At 61.6% G+C, this 17,118-nt stretch carries 12 protein-coding genes; 7 read left to right on the top strand and 5 right to left on the bottom strand.

Annotated elements, in window-relative coordinates:
• The 5 genes from IP85_RS16680 to IP85_RS16660 all read left to right on the top strand — a co-directional run bounded on the left by IP85_RS16680 (position 1) and on the right by IP85_RS16660 (position 5,657).
• Entirely contained in the window at positions 1 to 1,428 is a 1,428-nt protein-coding gene (locus tag IP85_RS16680) for a helix-turn-helix domain-containing protein (RefSeq protein WP_054150805.1), read from the top strand.
• Between the two features lie 138 nt (positions 1,429 to 1,566).
• Entirely contained in the window at positions 1,567 to 2,667 is a 1,101-nt protein-coding gene (locus IP85_RS16675) for a polyamine ABC transporter substrate-binding protein (protein ID WP_054150804.1), read from the top strand.
• A gap of 87 nt (positions 2,668 to 2,754) precedes the next feature.
• Positions 2,755 to 3,909 (top strand): ABC transporter ATP-binding protein, encoded by a 1,155-nt coding sequence (locus IP85_RS16670; RefSeq protein ID WP_054150803.1) that lies wholly within the window; start codon positions 2,755 to 2,757, stop codon positions 3,907 to 3,909.
• Positions 3,910 to 3,919: 10 nt separating this feature from the next.
• A complete protein-coding gene (locus IP85_RS16665) occupies positions 3,920 to 4,825 on the top strand; it encodes an ABC transporter permease subunit (RefSeq protein WP_054150802.1) in 906 nt (301 codons plus the stop codon).
• A gap of 10 nt (positions 4,826 to 4,835) precedes the next feature.
• The gene (locus tag IP85_RS16660) at positions 4,836 to 5,657 is read left to right on the top strand and encodes an ABC transporter permease subunit (RefSeq protein WP_054150801.1); all 822 of its coding nucleotides are present in this window, start codon (positions 4,836 to 4,838) and stop codon (positions 5,655 to 5,657) included.
• Positions 5,658 to 5,676: 19 nt separating this feature from the next.
• On the opposite strand, the gene IP85_RS16655 is transcribed toward IP85_RS16660, so the two are convergent.
• Complete coding sequence (locus IP85_RS16655) at positions 5,677 to 5,910, bottom strand: DUF6460 domain-containing protein (protein ID WP_054150800.1); 234 nt, start codon at positions 5,908 to 5,910, stop codon at positions 5,677 to 5,679.
• 91 nt (positions 5,911 to 6,001) lie between these two features.
• Entirely contained in the window at positions 6,002 to 7,813 is a 1,812-nt protein-coding gene (locus IP85_RS16650; protein ID WP_054150799.1) for an AsmA-like C-terminal region-containing protein, read from the bottom strand.
• Positions 7,814 to 8,038: 225 nt separating this feature from the next.
• Between IP85_RS16650 and IP85_RS16645 the strand changes: the two genes are divergently transcribed.
• Positions 8,039 to 9,991, top strand: a complete 1,953-nt coding sequence (locus IP85_RS16645; RefSeq protein WP_054150798.1) for an acetoacetate--CoA ligase — start codon at positions 8,039 to 8,041, stop codon at positions 9,989 to 9,991.
• 250 nt (positions 9,992 to 10,241) lie between these two features.
• On the opposite strand, the gene IP85_RS16640 is transcribed toward IP85_RS16645, so the two are convergent.
• The 3 genes from IP85_RS16640 to IP85_RS16630 all read right to left on the bottom strand — a co-directional run bounded on the left by IP85_RS16640 (position 10,242) and on the right by IP85_RS16630 (position 16,421).
• Positions 10,242 to 11,864 carry an iron ABC transporter permease gene (locus tag IP85_RS16640; protein ID WP_054150797.1) on the bottom strand — a complete coding sequence of 541 codons (1,623 nt, stop codon included), beginning with the start codon at positions 11,862 to 11,864 and terminating at the stop codon, positions 10,242 to 10,244.
• Between the two features lie 154 nt (positions 11,865 to 12,018).
• Positions 12,019 to 12,660 carry a LysE family transporter gene (locus IP85_RS16635; protein ID WP_054150796.1) on the bottom strand — a complete coding sequence of 214 codons (642 nt, stop codon included), beginning with the start codon at positions 12,658 to 12,660 and terminating at the stop codon, positions 12,019 to 12,021.
• A 35-nt stretch (positions 12,661 to 12,695) separates the two neighbouring features.
• A complete protein-coding gene (locus IP85_RS16630; protein WP_054150795.1) occupies positions 12,696 to 16,421 on the bottom strand; it encodes an ATP-binding protein in 3,726 nt (1,241 codons plus the stop codon).
• A 247-nt stretch (positions 16,422 to 16,668) separates the two neighbouring features.
• Here IP85_RS16630 and IP85_RS16625 point away from each other — a divergent pair, with 247 nt between their 5' ends.
• Positions 16,669 to 17,109: a phasin gene (locus tag IP85_RS16625; protein WP_054150794.1), complete on the top strand. Its 441-nt coding sequence runs from the start codon at positions 16,669 to 16,671 to the stop codon at positions 17,107 to 17,109.
• Positions 17,110 to 17,118 lie beyond the last annotated feature (9 nt).

Below are 17,118 nucleotides of genomic sequence, written 5' to 3'. Positions count from 1 at the left end.
TTGGCAGAGCGCAAGATTTTCGCGGGCCCCCGCGTCCGCCGCATCAGAAACGGCCTCGGCCTCACCCAGACGGCCATGGCCGAGGCGCTCGAAATCTCGCCGTCCTATCTCAATCTCATTGAGCGCAATCAGCGGCCGCTCACGGTCCAGCTGCTCTTGAAGCTTGCCTCCGTTTACAAGGTCGATCTCGATGAGCTGCAGGGTGAGGCCGGTGGATCGACGAGCCAGCTGCGTGAGGTCTTCGCAGATCCCCTGCTTTTAGGCGAGCTGCCAGGCGATCAGGAGCTGATCGAGGTGGCGGAAGCCGCCCCCAATGCCGCGAGTGGCATCGTCAAGCTCTACAGGGCCTACCGCGAGCAGGCTGCCCGGCTCTCCGATCTCGCCGATCTCCTGGCCCGCGAGGGGCACGAAACCTCTCTGTCAGGCGCGCGTCTGCCGATCGATGAGGTCCGCGAAGTCTTCGAGCGTCGACCGAATTATTTCGCCCGGCTCGACGAGGCAGCCGAGACATTTCATGCGGGCTTGAACCTCGCGCCCGGTGATGATCTCACCGTCGCGCTCAAGGCCTGGCTGCGCTCCACCCATGGCATTGTTGTTCGCGCCTTGCCGGTGCAGACCATGCCGTCGCTGCGCCGCCGATACGACCGCCATTCCATGCGCCTGTTCCTTTCCGAGCGCTTGTCGCCCTTCGATCAGTTGCGCGAGGTGGCCATGGAGGTGGTGCTTCTGGCGCTCGGCGAACATGTCCAGGCCGAACTGGATGCGTTGGGGCTGTCGTCCGGCGAGGCGCGCCGCATCGCCCGCTTCGAGCTCGCCCGTTACACAGCCCATGCCCTGATGATGCCCTACGGCGCCTTTCTCTCGGCTGCGATCCGCGCCCGCTACGACATCGACGTGTTGCGTGCCCGTTTCAATGTTTCCTTCGAACAGGCCGCCAACCGTCTGACCATGATGCAGCGCCCGGGTGCTACGGGCGTGCCCTTCTTCATGATGGAGATCGACAATGCCGGAAACCGCTTCCGCCGGGCGGGCGCCACCGGTTTCCCACATTCGAAGTTCGGTGGCGGCTGTCCCAAGCTCAATGTCCATGCAGCGTTTGCCCAGCCGGGTCAGGTGTTGGTCGAGCAGGTTGAGATGCCGGATGGCAGCGGCTTCGTGACGATCTCGCGGACCCTCGAAGGTCCGCAGGCCGGTTTCGGCGAGCGTATCAGGCGCACGGCCCTTCTGGTCGGCTGCGACGCCGTGAGCCGCGAAGAGGTGGCCTATGCCGCCGCTTTGCCCGATCGATCGCAGCCGGCAATCGCCATCGGCCCCGCCTGCCGGCTGTGCGAAAGATCTGGCTGTCTGGCGCGCGCCGAGCCGCCGCTGACCCGCCCGCTCGGCCTCGACGAGATGGTCACGGGCCTTTCGGCGTTCGATTTCCAATGAAGCAGATACACCCGATAAAGCATTCGCGACTGCGAAGAATTTCGCTTGTCGCCCGTCCAATTCCTTTCTAGTCTCTTAAAAAATAACGGGAATGGCATCGGGGGCTCTCCGCTCCCCAAGGCTGGAACAGGAGAAAAAATGAAGGCTCATTTCATCCGTACGGCGTCGGTAGCCCTGGCGACGATCTTCATCGCATCGGCTGTCCAGGCGCAGGAACGCGTCGTCAACGTCTACAACTGGTCGGACTATATCGACGAATCCGTCCTTGAGGATTTCACCAAGGAAACCGGAATCAAGGTTGTCTACGACGTATTTGATTCCAACGAACTGCTCGAAACCAAGCTGCTGGCTGGCGGCTCGGGCTATGACGTCGTCGTGCCGACGGCACCCTTCCTGGCGCGCCAGATCCAGGCCGGCGTCTTCCAGAAGCTCGACAAATCCAAGCTCACCAATCTGCCGAACCTCTGGCCGATGGTGTCCGAGCGCCTGGCGAAATATGACCCAGGCAACGAATATGCCGTCAATTACATGTGGGGCACGACCGGCATCGGTTACAACGTTGCCAAGGTCAAGGAAGCACTGGGTGCCGATTTCACTGTCGACAGCTGGGATGCGATCTTCAAGCCTGAAAATGCCGAGAAGCTGAAGTCCTGTGGCATCAACATCCTCGACGCTTCGGACGAGACCTTCGCGATCGCGATGAACTATATCGGCAAGGACCCGGACAGCAAGGAATCGGCTGATCTGGAAGCCGGTGGCGAAGTCTATATGAAGATCCGCCCCTCGGTGCGCACCTTCAATTCCTCCGCCTATATCGACGATCTCGCGAACGGTGACGTCTGCATGACGATCGGTTGGTCGGGCGATATCCTCCAGGCGAAGGCACGAGCCGAGGAGGCCAATAACGGCGTCGAGATCAACTACGTGATCCCGAAGGAAGGCACCTACATGTGGTTCGACAACATGGCGATCCCCGCGGATGCCAAGAACGTCGCCGAAGCGCATGAGTTCATCAACTTCCTGATGCGCCCTGACGTGATCGCCAAGGCGTCCAACTACGTCCAGTATGCCAACGGCAACCTGGCGTCGAAGGAGATGCTCGCCCCCGAGGTTAAGGACAATCCGGCCGTTTATCCGCCGGAAGATGTCATGGCCAAGCTCTTCACCATTTCCCCTTATGGCCCGCGTGAACAACGCGTGTTGAACCGGGTCTGGACAACGATCAAGACCGGCAACTGATCAAACACTGAAATCGCCGGGCGCCACAAACGCCCGGCGAATTGCTTTAGGTGTAGGGGCAACAAGAAGAACGGCTGGGATCGGGTAATGGCGAAGACACTGGGGCCTGTTAAGCGTAAATTTTCTCCTTGGACCGATCCGGATGCCGTTCCATTCATCCGCTTCGAAAACGTCACCAAGCGCTTCGGCGATTTCGTCGCTGTCGACAATCTGAGCCTCGATATCTACGAGCGGGAATTCTTCTCGCTGCTTGGCCCCTCGGGCTGTGGCAAGACCACGCTGATGCGCATGCTGGCCGGCTTCGAGCGGCCGACATCCGGTCGAATTCTTCTGCAGGGCCAGGATCTCTCCGGCGTGCCGCCCTACAAGCGCCCGACCAACATGATGTTCCAGTCCTACGCGCTCTTCCCGCATATGACGGTCGAGAAGAACATCGCCTTTGGTCTGGAGCAGGACAATCTGCCGAAGGCCGAGATCGACGCGCGCGTCCAGGAAATGCTGAAGCTGGTCAAGCTCGATCAGTTCGCCAAGCGCAAGCCCAACCAACTCTCCGGTGGTCAGCGCCAGCGCGTGGCACTCGCTCGCTCGCTGGCCAAGCGTCCCAAGGTGCTGCTGCTCGACGAGCCGCTCGGCGCTCTGGATCGCAAGCTGCGCGAAGAAACACAGTTCGAGTTGATGGACATTCAGACCAAGCTCGGTCTGACCTTTCTGATCGTAACACATGACCAGGAAGAGGCGATGACCGTCTCGGATCGCATCGCGGTCATGGACAAGGGCATCCTCGTCCAGGTGGCGACGCCGGCGGAAATCTACGAGGCGCCCAACTCGCGTTACGTCGCAGACTTTATCGGTGACATCAACATTCTCGAAGCCAAGCTCGAATCCAAGGAAAGCCACGGGGCCGACGACCTTGTTCGCATCGACAGCGATGGTGTGAAGATCGTGGTCGAACAGGCCTGCGAGGCCCACAGCGGTGACACAGTCGCATTTGCAATCCGACCCGAAAAGGTGCGCATCTCCACCACCCAGCCGGAAGGCGAGACTGCAAACGCTCTGCATGGCGAGGTCTGGGACATCGGCTATCTCGGCGACTTCTCGGTCTTCATCGTCCGCCTTGACGATGGCCGCATGTTCCGCGCCGCCCAGGCCAATGTCTCGCGTCTCGTCGATCGCCCGATAACCTTCGGCGACATGGTCTGGCTGTCCTGGTCGGCCGATGCCGGCCTTGTTTTGACACGCTGAGGGGGCAAGAATGGCCGAAACCGTCGCTCCCTCGAAGCCAGGATTGGCCAAATGGCTGGTCGTCATCATTCCCTATCTGTGGATGGTGCTCTTCTTCCTGACGCCCTTCCTGATCATCGTGAAGATTTCGCTGTCCGACACGGCGATCGCCATGCCGCCCTACACGCCGGTGTTGGAAGGTTTCGCAGCGATCGGGGATTTCATCAGCCAGCTGGATTTCGAGAACTACGTCTTCCTTACGGAAGACTCTCTCTATTTCAACGCCTATGTTTCGTCGCTCCGCATCGCGCTAATCTCGACCTTTCTGCTGCTTCTGATCGGTTATCCCATGGCGCTTGCCATGGCGCGTGCTTCCGTCAGCATTCGCCCGACGCTTGTTATGCTGGTCATCCTGCCCTTCTGGACCTCGTTCCTGATCCGCGTCTATGCCTGGATCGGCATCCTGAAGCCGGAGGGGCTGCTGACCGTACTTCTGCAATCGCTCGGCCTGATGGACGAAGGCAGCCAGGTCCAGATCTTCCGCACTGAGATCGCCGTCTTCATCGGCATCGTCTATTCCTATCTGCCCTTCATGGTGCTGCCGCTCTATTCGGCTCTGGAGAAGATGGACGGCACCCTGCTGGAAGCCGCAAGCGACCTCGGCTGCCCGCCGTGGAAGGCCTTCTGGAAGATCACCTTCCCGCTGTCGATCCCGGGCGTGATCGCCGGCTCGATGATCTGCTTCATCCCGATCACCGGCGAATTTGTCATCCCCGATCTGCTTGGCGGTGCTGATACGCTGATGATCGGCAAGACACTCTGGACCGAATTCTTCGGCAACCGCGACTGGCCGCTGGCTTCCGCCGTCGCCGTCCTGCTTTTGCTCATTCTGGTCGTGCCCATCGCGATCTTCCAGAACCAGCAGCAGAAAGTGTGAGGGCGCGACGATGAAACCCGGAAAATTCGACGCGACCATCCTCACACTGAGCTTCGCCTTTCTCTACATCCCGATCCTGATCCTGGTGATCTATTCCTTCAACGAGTCGAAGCTGGTGACGGTCTGGGGTGGCTTTTCGCTCAAGTGGTACGGCGAGATGTGGCGCAATGCCGGCCTGATGAGCGCGGCCTGGGTCACGCTCCAGGTCGGTCTTTTGAGCGCCACGCTCGGCACGGTGCTCGGCACGCTCGCCGCTCTCACACTCGTTCGCTACACACGCTTCAAGGGACGCCTGCTGTTTTCCGGCATGGTCTATGCCCCACTGGTCATGCCTGAAGTCATCACCGGCCTGTCGCTGCTCTTGCTCTTCGTCGCCATCGGCGTCGATCGCGGCCTGATGACCGTCGTCATCGCCCACACGACCTTCACCATGTGTTACGTGGCGATCGTTGTGCAGTCGCGTCTCCTCACCTTCGATACAAGCCTGGAAGAGGCAGCGCAGGACCTGGGGTGCCCGCCGGTCAAGACCTTCTTCAAGGTGACCCTGCCGCTGATCCTGCCCGCCGTCATCTCCGGCTGGATGCTCGCCTTCACGCTCTCGCTGGACGATCTCGTTATCGCAAGCTTCACCACCGGTCCAGGTGCCACGACGCTGCCGATCAAGATCTACTCGCAGGTGCGCTTAGGGGTTACGCCCGAGATCAACGCCATCTGCACCATCCTCATCGGGATCGTGACCCTCGGCGTCATCATCGCCTCGATCGGTACCAAGCAGCGGGAACTTCAGCGGCAGCGAGACGAACATGTCGCCGCGCGAGGCACACTGGCCTGAACATGCAAAACGGGGTGTGTCAGCCCCTCGGCGGCATCAGGATATAGGCCACCAACCAAATCGGCAGGATGACCACGGCCCCCATCACCATGCGCGGTGCCGCCCAGGCGAAGGCCGAGATCATGCCATTGTGCAACTCCTCGGCCGTCACACCCAGGAAGTCCATGACCGATCTGGGCGTGATGCCGAAGATGGACAACAGGCTGCCGGCCAGCAACGATGCCAGAGCCAGTTTCAGAAAACCCGACAGCATTGTTTGCACCAGCCGTCCCCCAACCTGTGATTCGTCCATTCTAGTATTTGAGTTTTCGAATGGAACTGTCAGGCAGCGACGCTTCGGACCTTTATTGTCCAGGGACCGGCCGAGCGGGGATAGGCGAGATGACGGGATCGCTCCACGCGCCGCCAATGAAGAAGCTGAGCGGAAGCTGTGTCTGGTCGCCGTTGCTGGCCGCTGACAGTGCACCTGTCAGCGCCAGTGCCTGGCGGCTGTAGGGAATGATCCCCGCCAGGTCGAGCTTCTGTCGCTTACCGATGATGTCAGCTCGTTCGACTTCCGCCGACCCCTCCGAAAAACTGACGGCGATATCCAGCGTGCTGTAATCCAAGCCGTCGTTTCCGGTGGCGCTCAGCTGGAAGTAAGCCCGGTCGGCTGCGAGCCGCCGCAAGCCGTCCGGGCTGAAGCCGGTGACCTGCCCATTGTCCGACGCAATCGTCAATTTGCCGGACATGGCCTCGATGTTCTGCTGCCAGCCGGTCCCGACCAGTTTCGCATTGAAGCCGACTGATCCGGTCCCCTTGAGTGAAGGGCCCCCATCAAGTGAGAGGCGCGACATCAGATCTCCGAGATCGACGCGTGTCATTGTCACCGCGACGTCCGCGCCTTTGTCGAAACCTTCTCCCGTGCCGCTCAGCCGGGCAGCAATCGTCCCACCGAGGAAGCGCGTGTCGGCAATCACCAGGTTGAGCGCATCACCCCGACCGATAAGGCTTGCCCCGAGGTCACTCATGGGAAAGCCGCCGAAAGCGGCCGTGGCCGCCGAAAGGCGCAGGTCGATGTCGAGCCAACGGGTCAGGCCGGGCAGGCGAACATTCGCCCGGTCACCGACATTGATGGACAGGGCCTGAAGCATATCGTCCAGTTGAAGATGGTCGATTGCAAGCGTGCTGCTCAGGAGGGGGCGCTCGCCGGGACGATTTTTGAGCGCCAGGATGCCGTCACCGCGGCTATCGTTGATCTCGAAGTCGAGATCCTCGAAGCGCCATTCGTCCTCGGCATTCGTCACCCGCGCCTGGATGGCGGCGGTTCGCCAGCGTTCGGTTCCGGCAAGGCGAAGGCCGAGGGCCGCAGCGGTCTTGGGAACATCGGAGATGCGAATGTTGATATCGGTGTCTTCGGCGCTCGCCTGACGCAGGCTAACGGTTCCGCGAACTTCTGCGCTCAAATCCGCAATCGAGGCGGATGCATCAACCCGGCTCGCTGCTCCGCCGATCAGGACCAACGGCGTCGGCGTGTGGAGTTTGACCGAAACCGGAGTGTCGCCCAGCCGAAAACGTCCCTGGCCGGACAGGGGCGCTGCAAGACCTGGCCAATCGATATTTGCATTGACGCCGCTTGCAACGAAAGACGCGCCGCTGGCGACATCGGTTAGCGTGACCTCGCCATCGATGATCTCGACCGATCCGATTTCCGCATTGTCGGCGGCACCGTTTGTCTGAACATCAGGCGTGGCGGCTACTGCCGCGCGGACCGCATCGCTCAATACGCCTTGATCGCTCCAGTCGAGCCCACCATCGATACCGCGCCAGACCTGGATCCGCGGGCGCTCCAGTCGAAATGCGCTGAAGTCCGGCCGGCCGGCAAGCGCGGAGATCAGGCCGAACCGCGCAGACAGCCGATCAACCTCCCCAAGCGTCTCCAGTTCGCCATTGGAGATGCGCGTCACCTTGATGCCGGTCAACGTGATCTCCGGCTGCGGCCAGAAGCCGATATCGGCAACGTCGTCGATCGTCACCTCGTGTCCGACCCAGGCCGCAATCGACGAGGCGATGGCAGATCGCACCACGGAACTCGACACCAGATAAGGAGCGCTGAGCCGCAGGACGACCGATACGGCCACGATGACAGCGGCGATCAGCAAGGCGAGCTTGATCATGCCCCTGCGGCGGCCACGCGGCCAGCGGGAGGAGGGGCGTGAAGTATGATCGCCACGTCCTGGATTGCGCATGCCCTGATGAAGGTCCTGAGGTTTCGTGAACTTCTGCGCGGATATAGGAATTTGCCCTCTGGTGCAAATGTCAGACCATATTCCAAGCCGCACGCGTCTGTATATTGCATTGCCGCATGCTATAGAAAGACCATACGCTTGAGGAGGATCAGCATGACCGGACAAAAAGCCCTTTGGACACCGTCTGAAGATTTCAAGACGAAACAGCCGCTTACCCTGTTCATGCAGTGGTGCGGTGATCGCCTTGGCCGGAGCTTTGCGGATTATGATGATTTTCATCGCTGGTCGGTCGAGGACCGCGCTGCATTCTGGTCTGCTGTCTGGGACTATTGCGAGGTGATCGGCGAAAAGGGCGGTTTGGCGCTGTCTGACGGCGATGACATGCTCAAGGCGCGCTTCTTCCCCGAAGCGCGACTGAATTTCGCCGAGAACCTGCTCGCCCATGCAGGCGAGGGCGATGCGCTGATCTTCCGGGGCGAAAACAAGGTCGCCGATCGGTGGTCCTGGTCTCGACTGACTGCGACGGTATCCCGCCTGCAGCAGGCGCTTTCAGCCATGGGCATCGGTGAAGGTGACCGTGTGGCGGCCATGATGCCGAACATGCCGGAGACGGTGGCCCTGATGCTGGCCGTTACCTCGCTCGGCGCGATCTGGTCCTCCTGCTCGCCTGATTTCGGCGATCAGGGCGTGCTCGACCGTTTCGGCCAGATCGAACCGAAGCTTTTCGTTGCCTGTGACGGCTATTGGTATAACGGCAAGCGGCAGGACGTCTCCGACAAGATTGTCGCCGTCGCCGCCAAGCTCGATGTCCCGGTGCTCGTCGTTCCCTACGCAGGAGACACGGCGGCGCTGATCGAGCGCTTGCCGGATGGCCGCAGCTTCGAACAGTTCATCACCGATTTCTCGGTCAAGGACATCGAGTATCGCCGTCTGCCGTTCTCCCATCCGATCTACATCCTCTTCTCCTCCGGCACGACCGGCGTGCCAAAATGCATCGTGCATTCGGCCGGCGGCACCCTCTTGCAGCATCTGAAGGAGCACCGTTTCCATTGCGGGCTTGAGGCCGGAGAGCGGCTTTTCTACTTCACCACCTGCGGCTGGATGATGTGGAACTGGCTCGTCTCAGGCCTTGCCTGTGGCGCGACCCTCTGCCTCTACGATGGATCGCCCTTCTATCCCGACGGCAATGTCCTCTTCGACTATGCCGCGACCGAGAAGTTCGCCATCTTCGGCACATCGGCCAAATACATCGATGCCGTCCGAAAGGGCGGCCTCGTGCCGAAGAGCTCGCATGATCTATCGAGCCTGAGGCTGATGACGTCGACCGGCTCGCCGCTGTCGCCGGAAGGCTTCTCCTTCGTCTATGAGGGGATCAAGGACGATATCCAGCTTGCCTCCATTTCCGGCGGCACCGACATCGTGTCCTGCTTCGTGCTCGGCAATCCGTTGAAGCCCGTCTGGCGTGGCGAAATCCAGGGGCCGGGCCTCGGGCTTGCGGTTGAGGTCTGGGATGACGACGGCAAACCGGTCCGCGGCGAGAAGGGCGAACTGATCTGTGCCAAGGCCTTCCCGTCCATGCCGGTGATGTTCTGGAACGATCCCGACGGCGCCAAGTATCGCGCCGCTTACTTCGAACGCTTCGACAACACCTGGTGCCATGGCGACTTCGCCGAATGGACCGAGCATGACGGGATCGTCATCCACGGCCGTTCAGACGCGACCCTGAATCCTGGCGGGGTCCGGATCGGAACGGCCGAGATCTACAACCAGGTCGAAAAGCTCGATGAAGTGGTCGAGGCGATCTGCATCGGTCAGGACTGGGATGACGATGTCCGCGTTATCCTATTCGTGCGCCTCGCGCCGGGCCTGTCTCTGACCGAAGAGCTCGACAAAAAGATCAAGACGCAGATCCGCACCGGCGCCTCGCCGCGTCACGTCCCTGCCAAGATCATTCAGGTGGACGACATTCCCCGCACCAAGTCCGGCAAGATCGTCGAGCTTGCCGTGCGCGAGGTGGTGCACGGACGACCTGTCAAGAACAGGGAGGCGCTCGCCAATCCGGAAGCGCTCGCCCTCTTCGCCGATCTGCCACAGCTGCGCTCCTGACGAAAATGTGTCCCGAAACACAGCAATATCAGGGCAATACCTCAAATGTTGGGTAGCTGGCGGCGCCGACGGGTAAGGATCTCTTAACTGGCATTCGGCAAGACTGAGGGCAACTTGGAGACGCGCGATCAGACGCAGTGAGGCCTCGATTTAAGCCTCCGACAAAATGTCGATCGCTCGAGTACTCCGGTTCGACAGCATTGACTCAAGGGCGGCTTCGGCCGCCCTTTTTTTGTCGTGCGATGCCGGTTCAACGTCGTTCGTCGAGCGATCGGGAAACCAGGATCACGGGGATCAGGCCGGCAGCAATGATGATGATCGCCGCCACCGAGGCATCCTGTGCCATGCCCCGCGAGGCATCTTCATAGACCAGCGTCGCCAGCGTATTGAAGTTGAATGGTCTCAGCAGGATCGTGGCCGAGAGTTCCTTCAGCGTCTCGATGAAGACGAGCAGAGCCGCCGTCAGTACGGCAGGACGCAGGTTGGGAAGCAGCACCTGGCGCAATGTCTGCAGACCCGAGCGGCCGAGTGTCCTAGCCGCCATGTCGAGATGCGGGGATAGCTTCTGGAAACCGGCATCGATCGTGCCTTCCGCCATGGTCAGGAAGCGGACGGTGTAGGCATAGACGATCGCAAAACCTGTGCCCGACAGAAGAAGGCCGGTCGAAATGCCCAGGTTGGCACGCAGCCAACCGTCCAGGGCGTTGTCGAAGCTCGCAAGCGGGATCAGAACGCCAATCCCCAGCACCGTACCGGGAATCCCATAACCGAGTGCGGCAAGCCGTCCGGCGCCCTTCGCCAGACGCGAACGGTCTGTCCGCGCCGCATAGGAGAGCACGAAGGCCAGAAAGACCGTGATCAGGGCGGCGGCCGAGGACACGAGCGTCGAGTTCCAGAGGGCATCAAGCAGCCGCGGCTCGAGGAAATCTTCGAGACGACGCAATGCGAACCCGCCCAGCACGAAGACAGGCACGACGAAACCGACAAGGATCGGCAGAAGGCAGAAGATCGCCGCAAGCCATGCCTTCGGGCCCTTCAGCCTGAGCCGGATGGCATCGGGCACGATGGCCGTCGTCTTGTGGCTCGAGAAGCGCTGCTGTCTGCGAGCGATGCGCTCGATGACCAGAAGGCCGGCAACGATCACCAGCATCACGCAGGCGATCTGCGCTGCACCCGCCAGACTGCCGCGATTGAGCCAGGTGTCATAGACGGAGAAGGTCAGCGTTTGCACGCCCAGATACTCCACTGCCCCGATGTCGTTCAGCGTCTCCATCATCACAAGCGTCAGACCGATCATGATCGCCGGGCGCGCCATCGGGACCTGGATGCGGGCAAAGACCCTGAATGGGCTGGAACCGAGTGTGCGGGCGACATCGGCTGCTGCGCGCCCCTGCATCAGGAACATCGATCGGCAGGCGAGGTAGATGTAGGGATAGAGCACCGCCGACATGACCAGCACGGCGCCCGACAGCGATTTCACATCGAAGAAACTGTATTCGCGCGACGACGTGAAGCCGAAGATTGCCCTGTAGGTCGTCTGCACCGGTCCCGTGAAATCGAGAAACTCCCCGAAGGCATAGGCAGCCAGATATGAGGGAATGGCGAGCGGCAGAACAAGGGCTGGAGAGAGGAGGCGCCGCAGCGGAAACTCGCATGCCGTGACCAGCCATGCCGTGCCGACCCCGACCACAGCCGTCACGAGCCCGGTGAAGAGCAGCAGCCAGAAGGTCCTGACGCCAGCGCGCGGGATGACATTCGTCATCATGTGCTGCCAGTTGTCGGGCTCGGCCGAGAAGCCGATGACGAAGATCGCCACGATCGGCATGAAAACGACCGCCGCGGCAATCAGCGCAGCAAACGTTGCCGATCCCATGCGTCTGCTGGCATGCGTGCCCTTGGGCGAAACGGAGTGGGCTGTGCCCGTGCGCGGCAATGTGGACAAACGGTCGGCCCTTGCGAATGCGGGAATGGTTTTCCTCTAGCGGAAAGCGAGGGCGATGAAAACCGGCCCGACTGTCGCGGCGTGGTCAGCGCCGCAGATGTGCGAGACTTTCGCCGATCAATCGCAACCCAAGTGCACCGATGACAACGCCGGCGAGCCGGTCGACCCAAAGTTTCGCGCTGAGATAGGCGCGTTGCGAGCGCGGCACCGAGAAGGCGATCGCAACGATGGCATACCACCCGGCCTCGATGAGAAAGATCACCGGCGGCAGTGCAATAACCACCATGAGTGGCGGGTTTTGCGGCATCAGGGCCGCAAAGATGCTGGCATAAACCACGGCAGTCTTCGGATTGCTGATCTGCGTGACGAAGCCGAGCGCCAGGCAGCGCGGCAGCGAGTGCATGGTCCGCCCCTCTGCCGATCCGACCGAGATCGGCGCAGCTGCGCCGCGCCAGATCATCACACCGAGATAGACGAGATAGAGTCCGCCCGCGACCTTCAAAACCAGGTAGAGCCATTCAACCCGTTCGAGCAGAGCAATAAGACCAGCGAGCGCCAGAACCGCAAACAGAGCCCCACCAAGCCCCATCCCGATCGCTGCTGCAAGTCCATGCAATCGCGTATTGGCAACCGAAATCCGCGAAACAAGTACGAAGCTCGGCCCGGGGCTCATGGCACCGACCGCGATGGCGACGGCAATGCCGAGGAGAATGCTGAATGCCGTCATGCCGTTCTCCCCGTCCTCGCGATCATTCCGAGATGTCAGTCCGCCAATACCCTCGGCGAAGGAAAGGTCACCTCGACCAGCGTGCCTTCGTTCGGCGTCGACGAGATCGCAAACTGGGCCCGGTTCGCGTCAACCATGGCCTTGGTCAGCGGAAGGCCGAGACCGGTGCCGTCGCCGCGATTGCGTGGCGTGCCGGTCGAAACCTGGCGGAAGGGTTTCATCGCCTGCTCGAGTTCGCTGCGCGACATTCCAATGCCGGTATCCCGGATCCGGAGCGCCACGCTGCCATTCGCTTCATAAGCCGTCGACACGATGATCTGTCCGCCAGACGGCGTGAAGCGGATTGCATTCGCCAGGATGTTCAGCACGATCTGCTTGATCGAGCGCCCGTCGGCCACAACATTCGGCACGGCCTGCGACAGCGCGGTGCGGATGATCACCCGCTGGCCGTTCGCCTGCGGCTGCACGATCGACACCGCTGCCTGCACCATTTCGTTCAGTCCGACGGAGGAGAAATCGAGCTCCATCTCGCCCGCCTCGATCTTGGAAATGTCGAGGAGGTCGTTGACGATGTCGAGCACATGACGGCCAGAGCGCACGATGTCGTGCGCGTATTCGCCGTAGCGCGGATGACCGACCGGGCCGAAATGCTCGTTGGCCATCATGTCGGCAAAGCCGATGATCGCGTTCAGCGGTGTCCGGATCTCATGGCTGACGCGGGCAAGGAAGTCGGTCTTGTGGGCGTTGGCCGTTTCCGCCGCGCGCTTTGCGTTGCGCAGCTCTTCCTCGGTCCGCTTCCATTGCGTGATGTCGCGGATGACTGCGCAATAGCCGTTGGAGGAGTTGAGCCTGCCGATGGTCATGAACAGCGGCAGGAAGCCGCCGGAGGCCTCGCGACCGATCACTTCGCGACCGTCGTTCAGGACGCTAGCGACGCCATGACCGGCAAGTCCGCTCAGATAGTCGAGGATCGACTTCTGGCTCTCATGCGCAAACAGCATGACAAAGGGTTTCCCGCGCGTTTCCATGTCGTCGAAGTTGAAGAGCGCGCTTGCCGCCCGGTTCATCGAACGGATGTCACCGTCGGAATCGAGGATCACCACGCCGTCGGTCGCGGTTTCCAGGATCGAACGCAGCTCGTCCACTTCGACCTTCATGCGGGCGAGTTCCCCCGCCTGCGCCGGTGTCGCGGCCGGTGCAACCGTCACCGTCTCGGGCTCGGCCGGCATTTCCGGCCGGACCTGTTCCTCGGGCTGGGCAATCAGTGCCAGCATCAGGGCGGTGGTTTCCTCGAAGCGTACGGATTGCAGCCGTGCCGTAACCGGCAGCAGACGGTCGTCGGCGCAGAGGGCCACGACCTGGCCCGCCTCATCGCCGGGCTCTTCCAGATCACGACGCTGGATCAGCGTGTCGAGACCACCGACGTCGTCAAGTTCACCCAGCGTCTTGTATCCCGTGAGCGCGAAGAATTCCGGATTGGCGTGGATCAGCCGGTCGCCGACATGCACCAGGAGCGCGACCGGCATCAGGTCGATGATATCAGCAGTCAGGCTGCGCTCGCGTCTTCCGGCCGGCCGATCCGCCGATGGGCTCGGCAAATTGGCTTCGGCCGAAGGCTCGGCGACGGGCTCGGTCGGCGTGATCGCGCTGGCGGGCGGCGTCTGGGGCGCTTCCGGCGTCTTCGGTGACGGCGCGGCCGGCTCGTTTCGCAGCACGGGTGGCTCCGACGACGCCAGCGACTGCTCGACCTTTGCCCTGAGGCTGAGCGGATCGAGCTTGCGTGCGATCTCCTGGAATGCGGCCTGTTCGCCGGGTGTCAGGCTGTCGCGCTGGCGGACACGATGATCCTGCAGCTGCACGACCTTGTCTGGCAGGCTCGGTTTGCGCGGCTCCATGATCCGCAGCACCGGTGGCTCGAAGTCGACCGGGCGCGACGGCGCAAGATCGTTTGCGCTTTCGGCTTCCACGCTCGGCTCAGCGGCGTCAACCGCGTCGTTGTCGTCATCCGCCTCGATGTGGGTGTCGAGAACCTGTTCGCCTGCCTCGGAGATCTGCTCTTCGAGATAATCTTCCGGGGGATGGCTCTCGCCTTCGCTGAGTTCGCTCAAGAACTCCGCGAGTTCCTCGTCCCGGTCGCTGTGCATACCGGTCGGCAGTTCGTCCGGCGCATCAGCGGTGGGGCGCTGCTCAACAAAGGTCATGCCGATCGCGTCTGGATCGTCCTGTGCGTCCGCGACCCTGACGATCCCGAAACCGCGGAAGCCGTCGAATTCGCGGTTGCGCGTATAGGTTGGCAGGGCCGCCAGATCGACGGGCACTACCAGCCGTGTTCCTTCGACGGGCCAGTAGATCGTCTTGCCGGACCAGGTGTCGCGTTTCTTCAGGAGTTCGCTGATCTTGCCGTCCGGATCGAGATTGAAAAGGGCCGCGAGATCGGAGAAGGCAACGCCCTCGATATCGGCCGCACGCGGGCCGACGGCCTGGGCAAACTCCGCCGAAACCTCGCTGAACCGGCCCTCGGCATCGATCTTCCAGACAAAGCGTGTGGCGCGCCGATCCTGATGAAACGTGAAACCTTCGGTGTCGGGGCCATGGCCCGCGAGCCTGGTTGTCGGCGCGACGGTCGCTGCAGCGGCGGTCTCAACGGTCTCCACGATCTGATTGGTAGCGGGCACGTCCGCTTCCGTGACAACAGGCGGTTCGTCGAAATGATCGGCCGCTTCCGACGACAAGGGCTCATCCGGCTCGTTGGCAAACGTGTCGTCAGTCTCGTCCGGGATCGCTTCGACCTCTGCCTCAGCCGACTCGACCACCAGCACATCAACGTCTGCATCGGTCGTTTCGTCCTGCGCGTCGAAAGCGTCGGTGTCCGGCTCGATTTCTTCAATGTCTCCGAGGGCAGCAATCACGCTCTCAAAGGGCGCAGCAGGCGAGGGGAGCTCGGCCGATTCTGCCATTGTCTCATCCGCGGAGATTGCGAAGTCTTCGGTCTCGGTCTCGGTCTCGTCTTCGACCGTATCGTCGGCCCGGACAGGCTCGGCGATTGCGGTCGGCAGATCCTCGTCTTCTGCAAAGTCGTCGCTCGGGTCCATCTGGCCGAGGATCGTCTCGACCGCGAACAGAAGATGGAGCGCCGGCGCGTCAGAAATCTTGCCGATGGCGGCGGGGAGATATCCCCGGCCTGTCGGGATCGGCCGCTTGACGAGCCTGTCTGCATCCGCCTCGACGAGATTGATCAGCATGCGCGCCGTCTGCGGCGTGATGCCGAGGCCCGGGAAGCCGTCGGAGCTCGCGACGAGGCCGCCCTCGCCATCGAGCACGGCCATATGCGTGTCCGGATCGTCGAAGCCGCTCATCAGTTCCTGGGCGAGCTGCTTATCCCCGGTCGCGCGCTTGACGGCCGGCAGCGAGAGCAGGATCACCGGCTCCCCCTTGCGGATCTCGATGCAGTCGGCAGATGCCGTGATCGGCAGCTTCTGGAAGCCCGAGGTTATGCGCAGCATCAGATTGCGGCTGTCGCCCGGCGATGACAATTGGCGGGCAACCGTTTCGAGCTGCCGAAAGGTGATGTCGCCGCGGTTAGGGCCTTCCTCGAGAAAGTCGTAGATCGAGTCGGCGCCGAAGAAGCGCGCGCCGGCGCCGTTGCACCAGAGTACCCGCCCCAGCCCCGGCGCGAACAGCACGAGCGCCTCGCCCCGCGCCAGACGCGGTCGGATGAGGTCGTGCACGGCGACGTCGATGAATGGGTATTGAGCGGGCATTTTCGGACCTGTCGCTTCATGGCCTGCGAGTAAATTAACAGATTTTTAATAGCTAGGCAGTGCCTTTGGGTCCAGAAAGTCGGGACCCTTTCGATTGGTAAGGTTAATCCGCCCCGGTTTTCAACATGCAGAAAATCTAATTGTGCAGCGCACAATAATATTGCAATGCACAATATCAGGTGCTATATAGGGTTCATGAATGAAACATGAGGGGTCGCCGAGATCCCCCGACAAGAGGAAATGCACCATGAACACCAATGATATCTTCTCTTTCTCCTCCTTCGACCCTTCGAAGATGCAGGAAAGCTTCCGTGACTTCGCCGAAAAGGGCGCAGTCCAGTCGAAGGAAGCCTATGCCAAGATGAAGTCCGCCACGGAAGAAGCCACGAAGACCGTGGAAGCGACCGTCCAGACGGCCCAGGCCGGCACCGTCGAACTCGGCCTCAAGGCGATCGACGCCATGCGCACCAATGCCGATCTCTCGCTCTCGCACATGGAAGCGCTGCTCGGCGTCAAGTCCATGGCTGAACTGGTCGAACTCCAGACCGCCTTCATCCGCAAGCAGGCTGAAGTGACGATCGAACAGGCCAAGGCGATCCAGGAAACCGCCAAGAAGGTTGCCGAAACGATGACCAAGCCTGGCAAGGAAGCTGCCGAAAAGGTCATGTCCTCGCTCAAGGTCGCCTGATCGACTGCG

Origin of the sequence: Rhizobium sp. AAP116, assembly GCF_001295785.1 — a bacterium.
Lineage (GTDB): Bacteria > Pseudomonadota > Alphaproteobacteria > Rhizobiales > Rhizobiaceae > Allorhizobium.
This window is presented reverse-complemented; position numbering and strand designations above follow the sequence as displayed.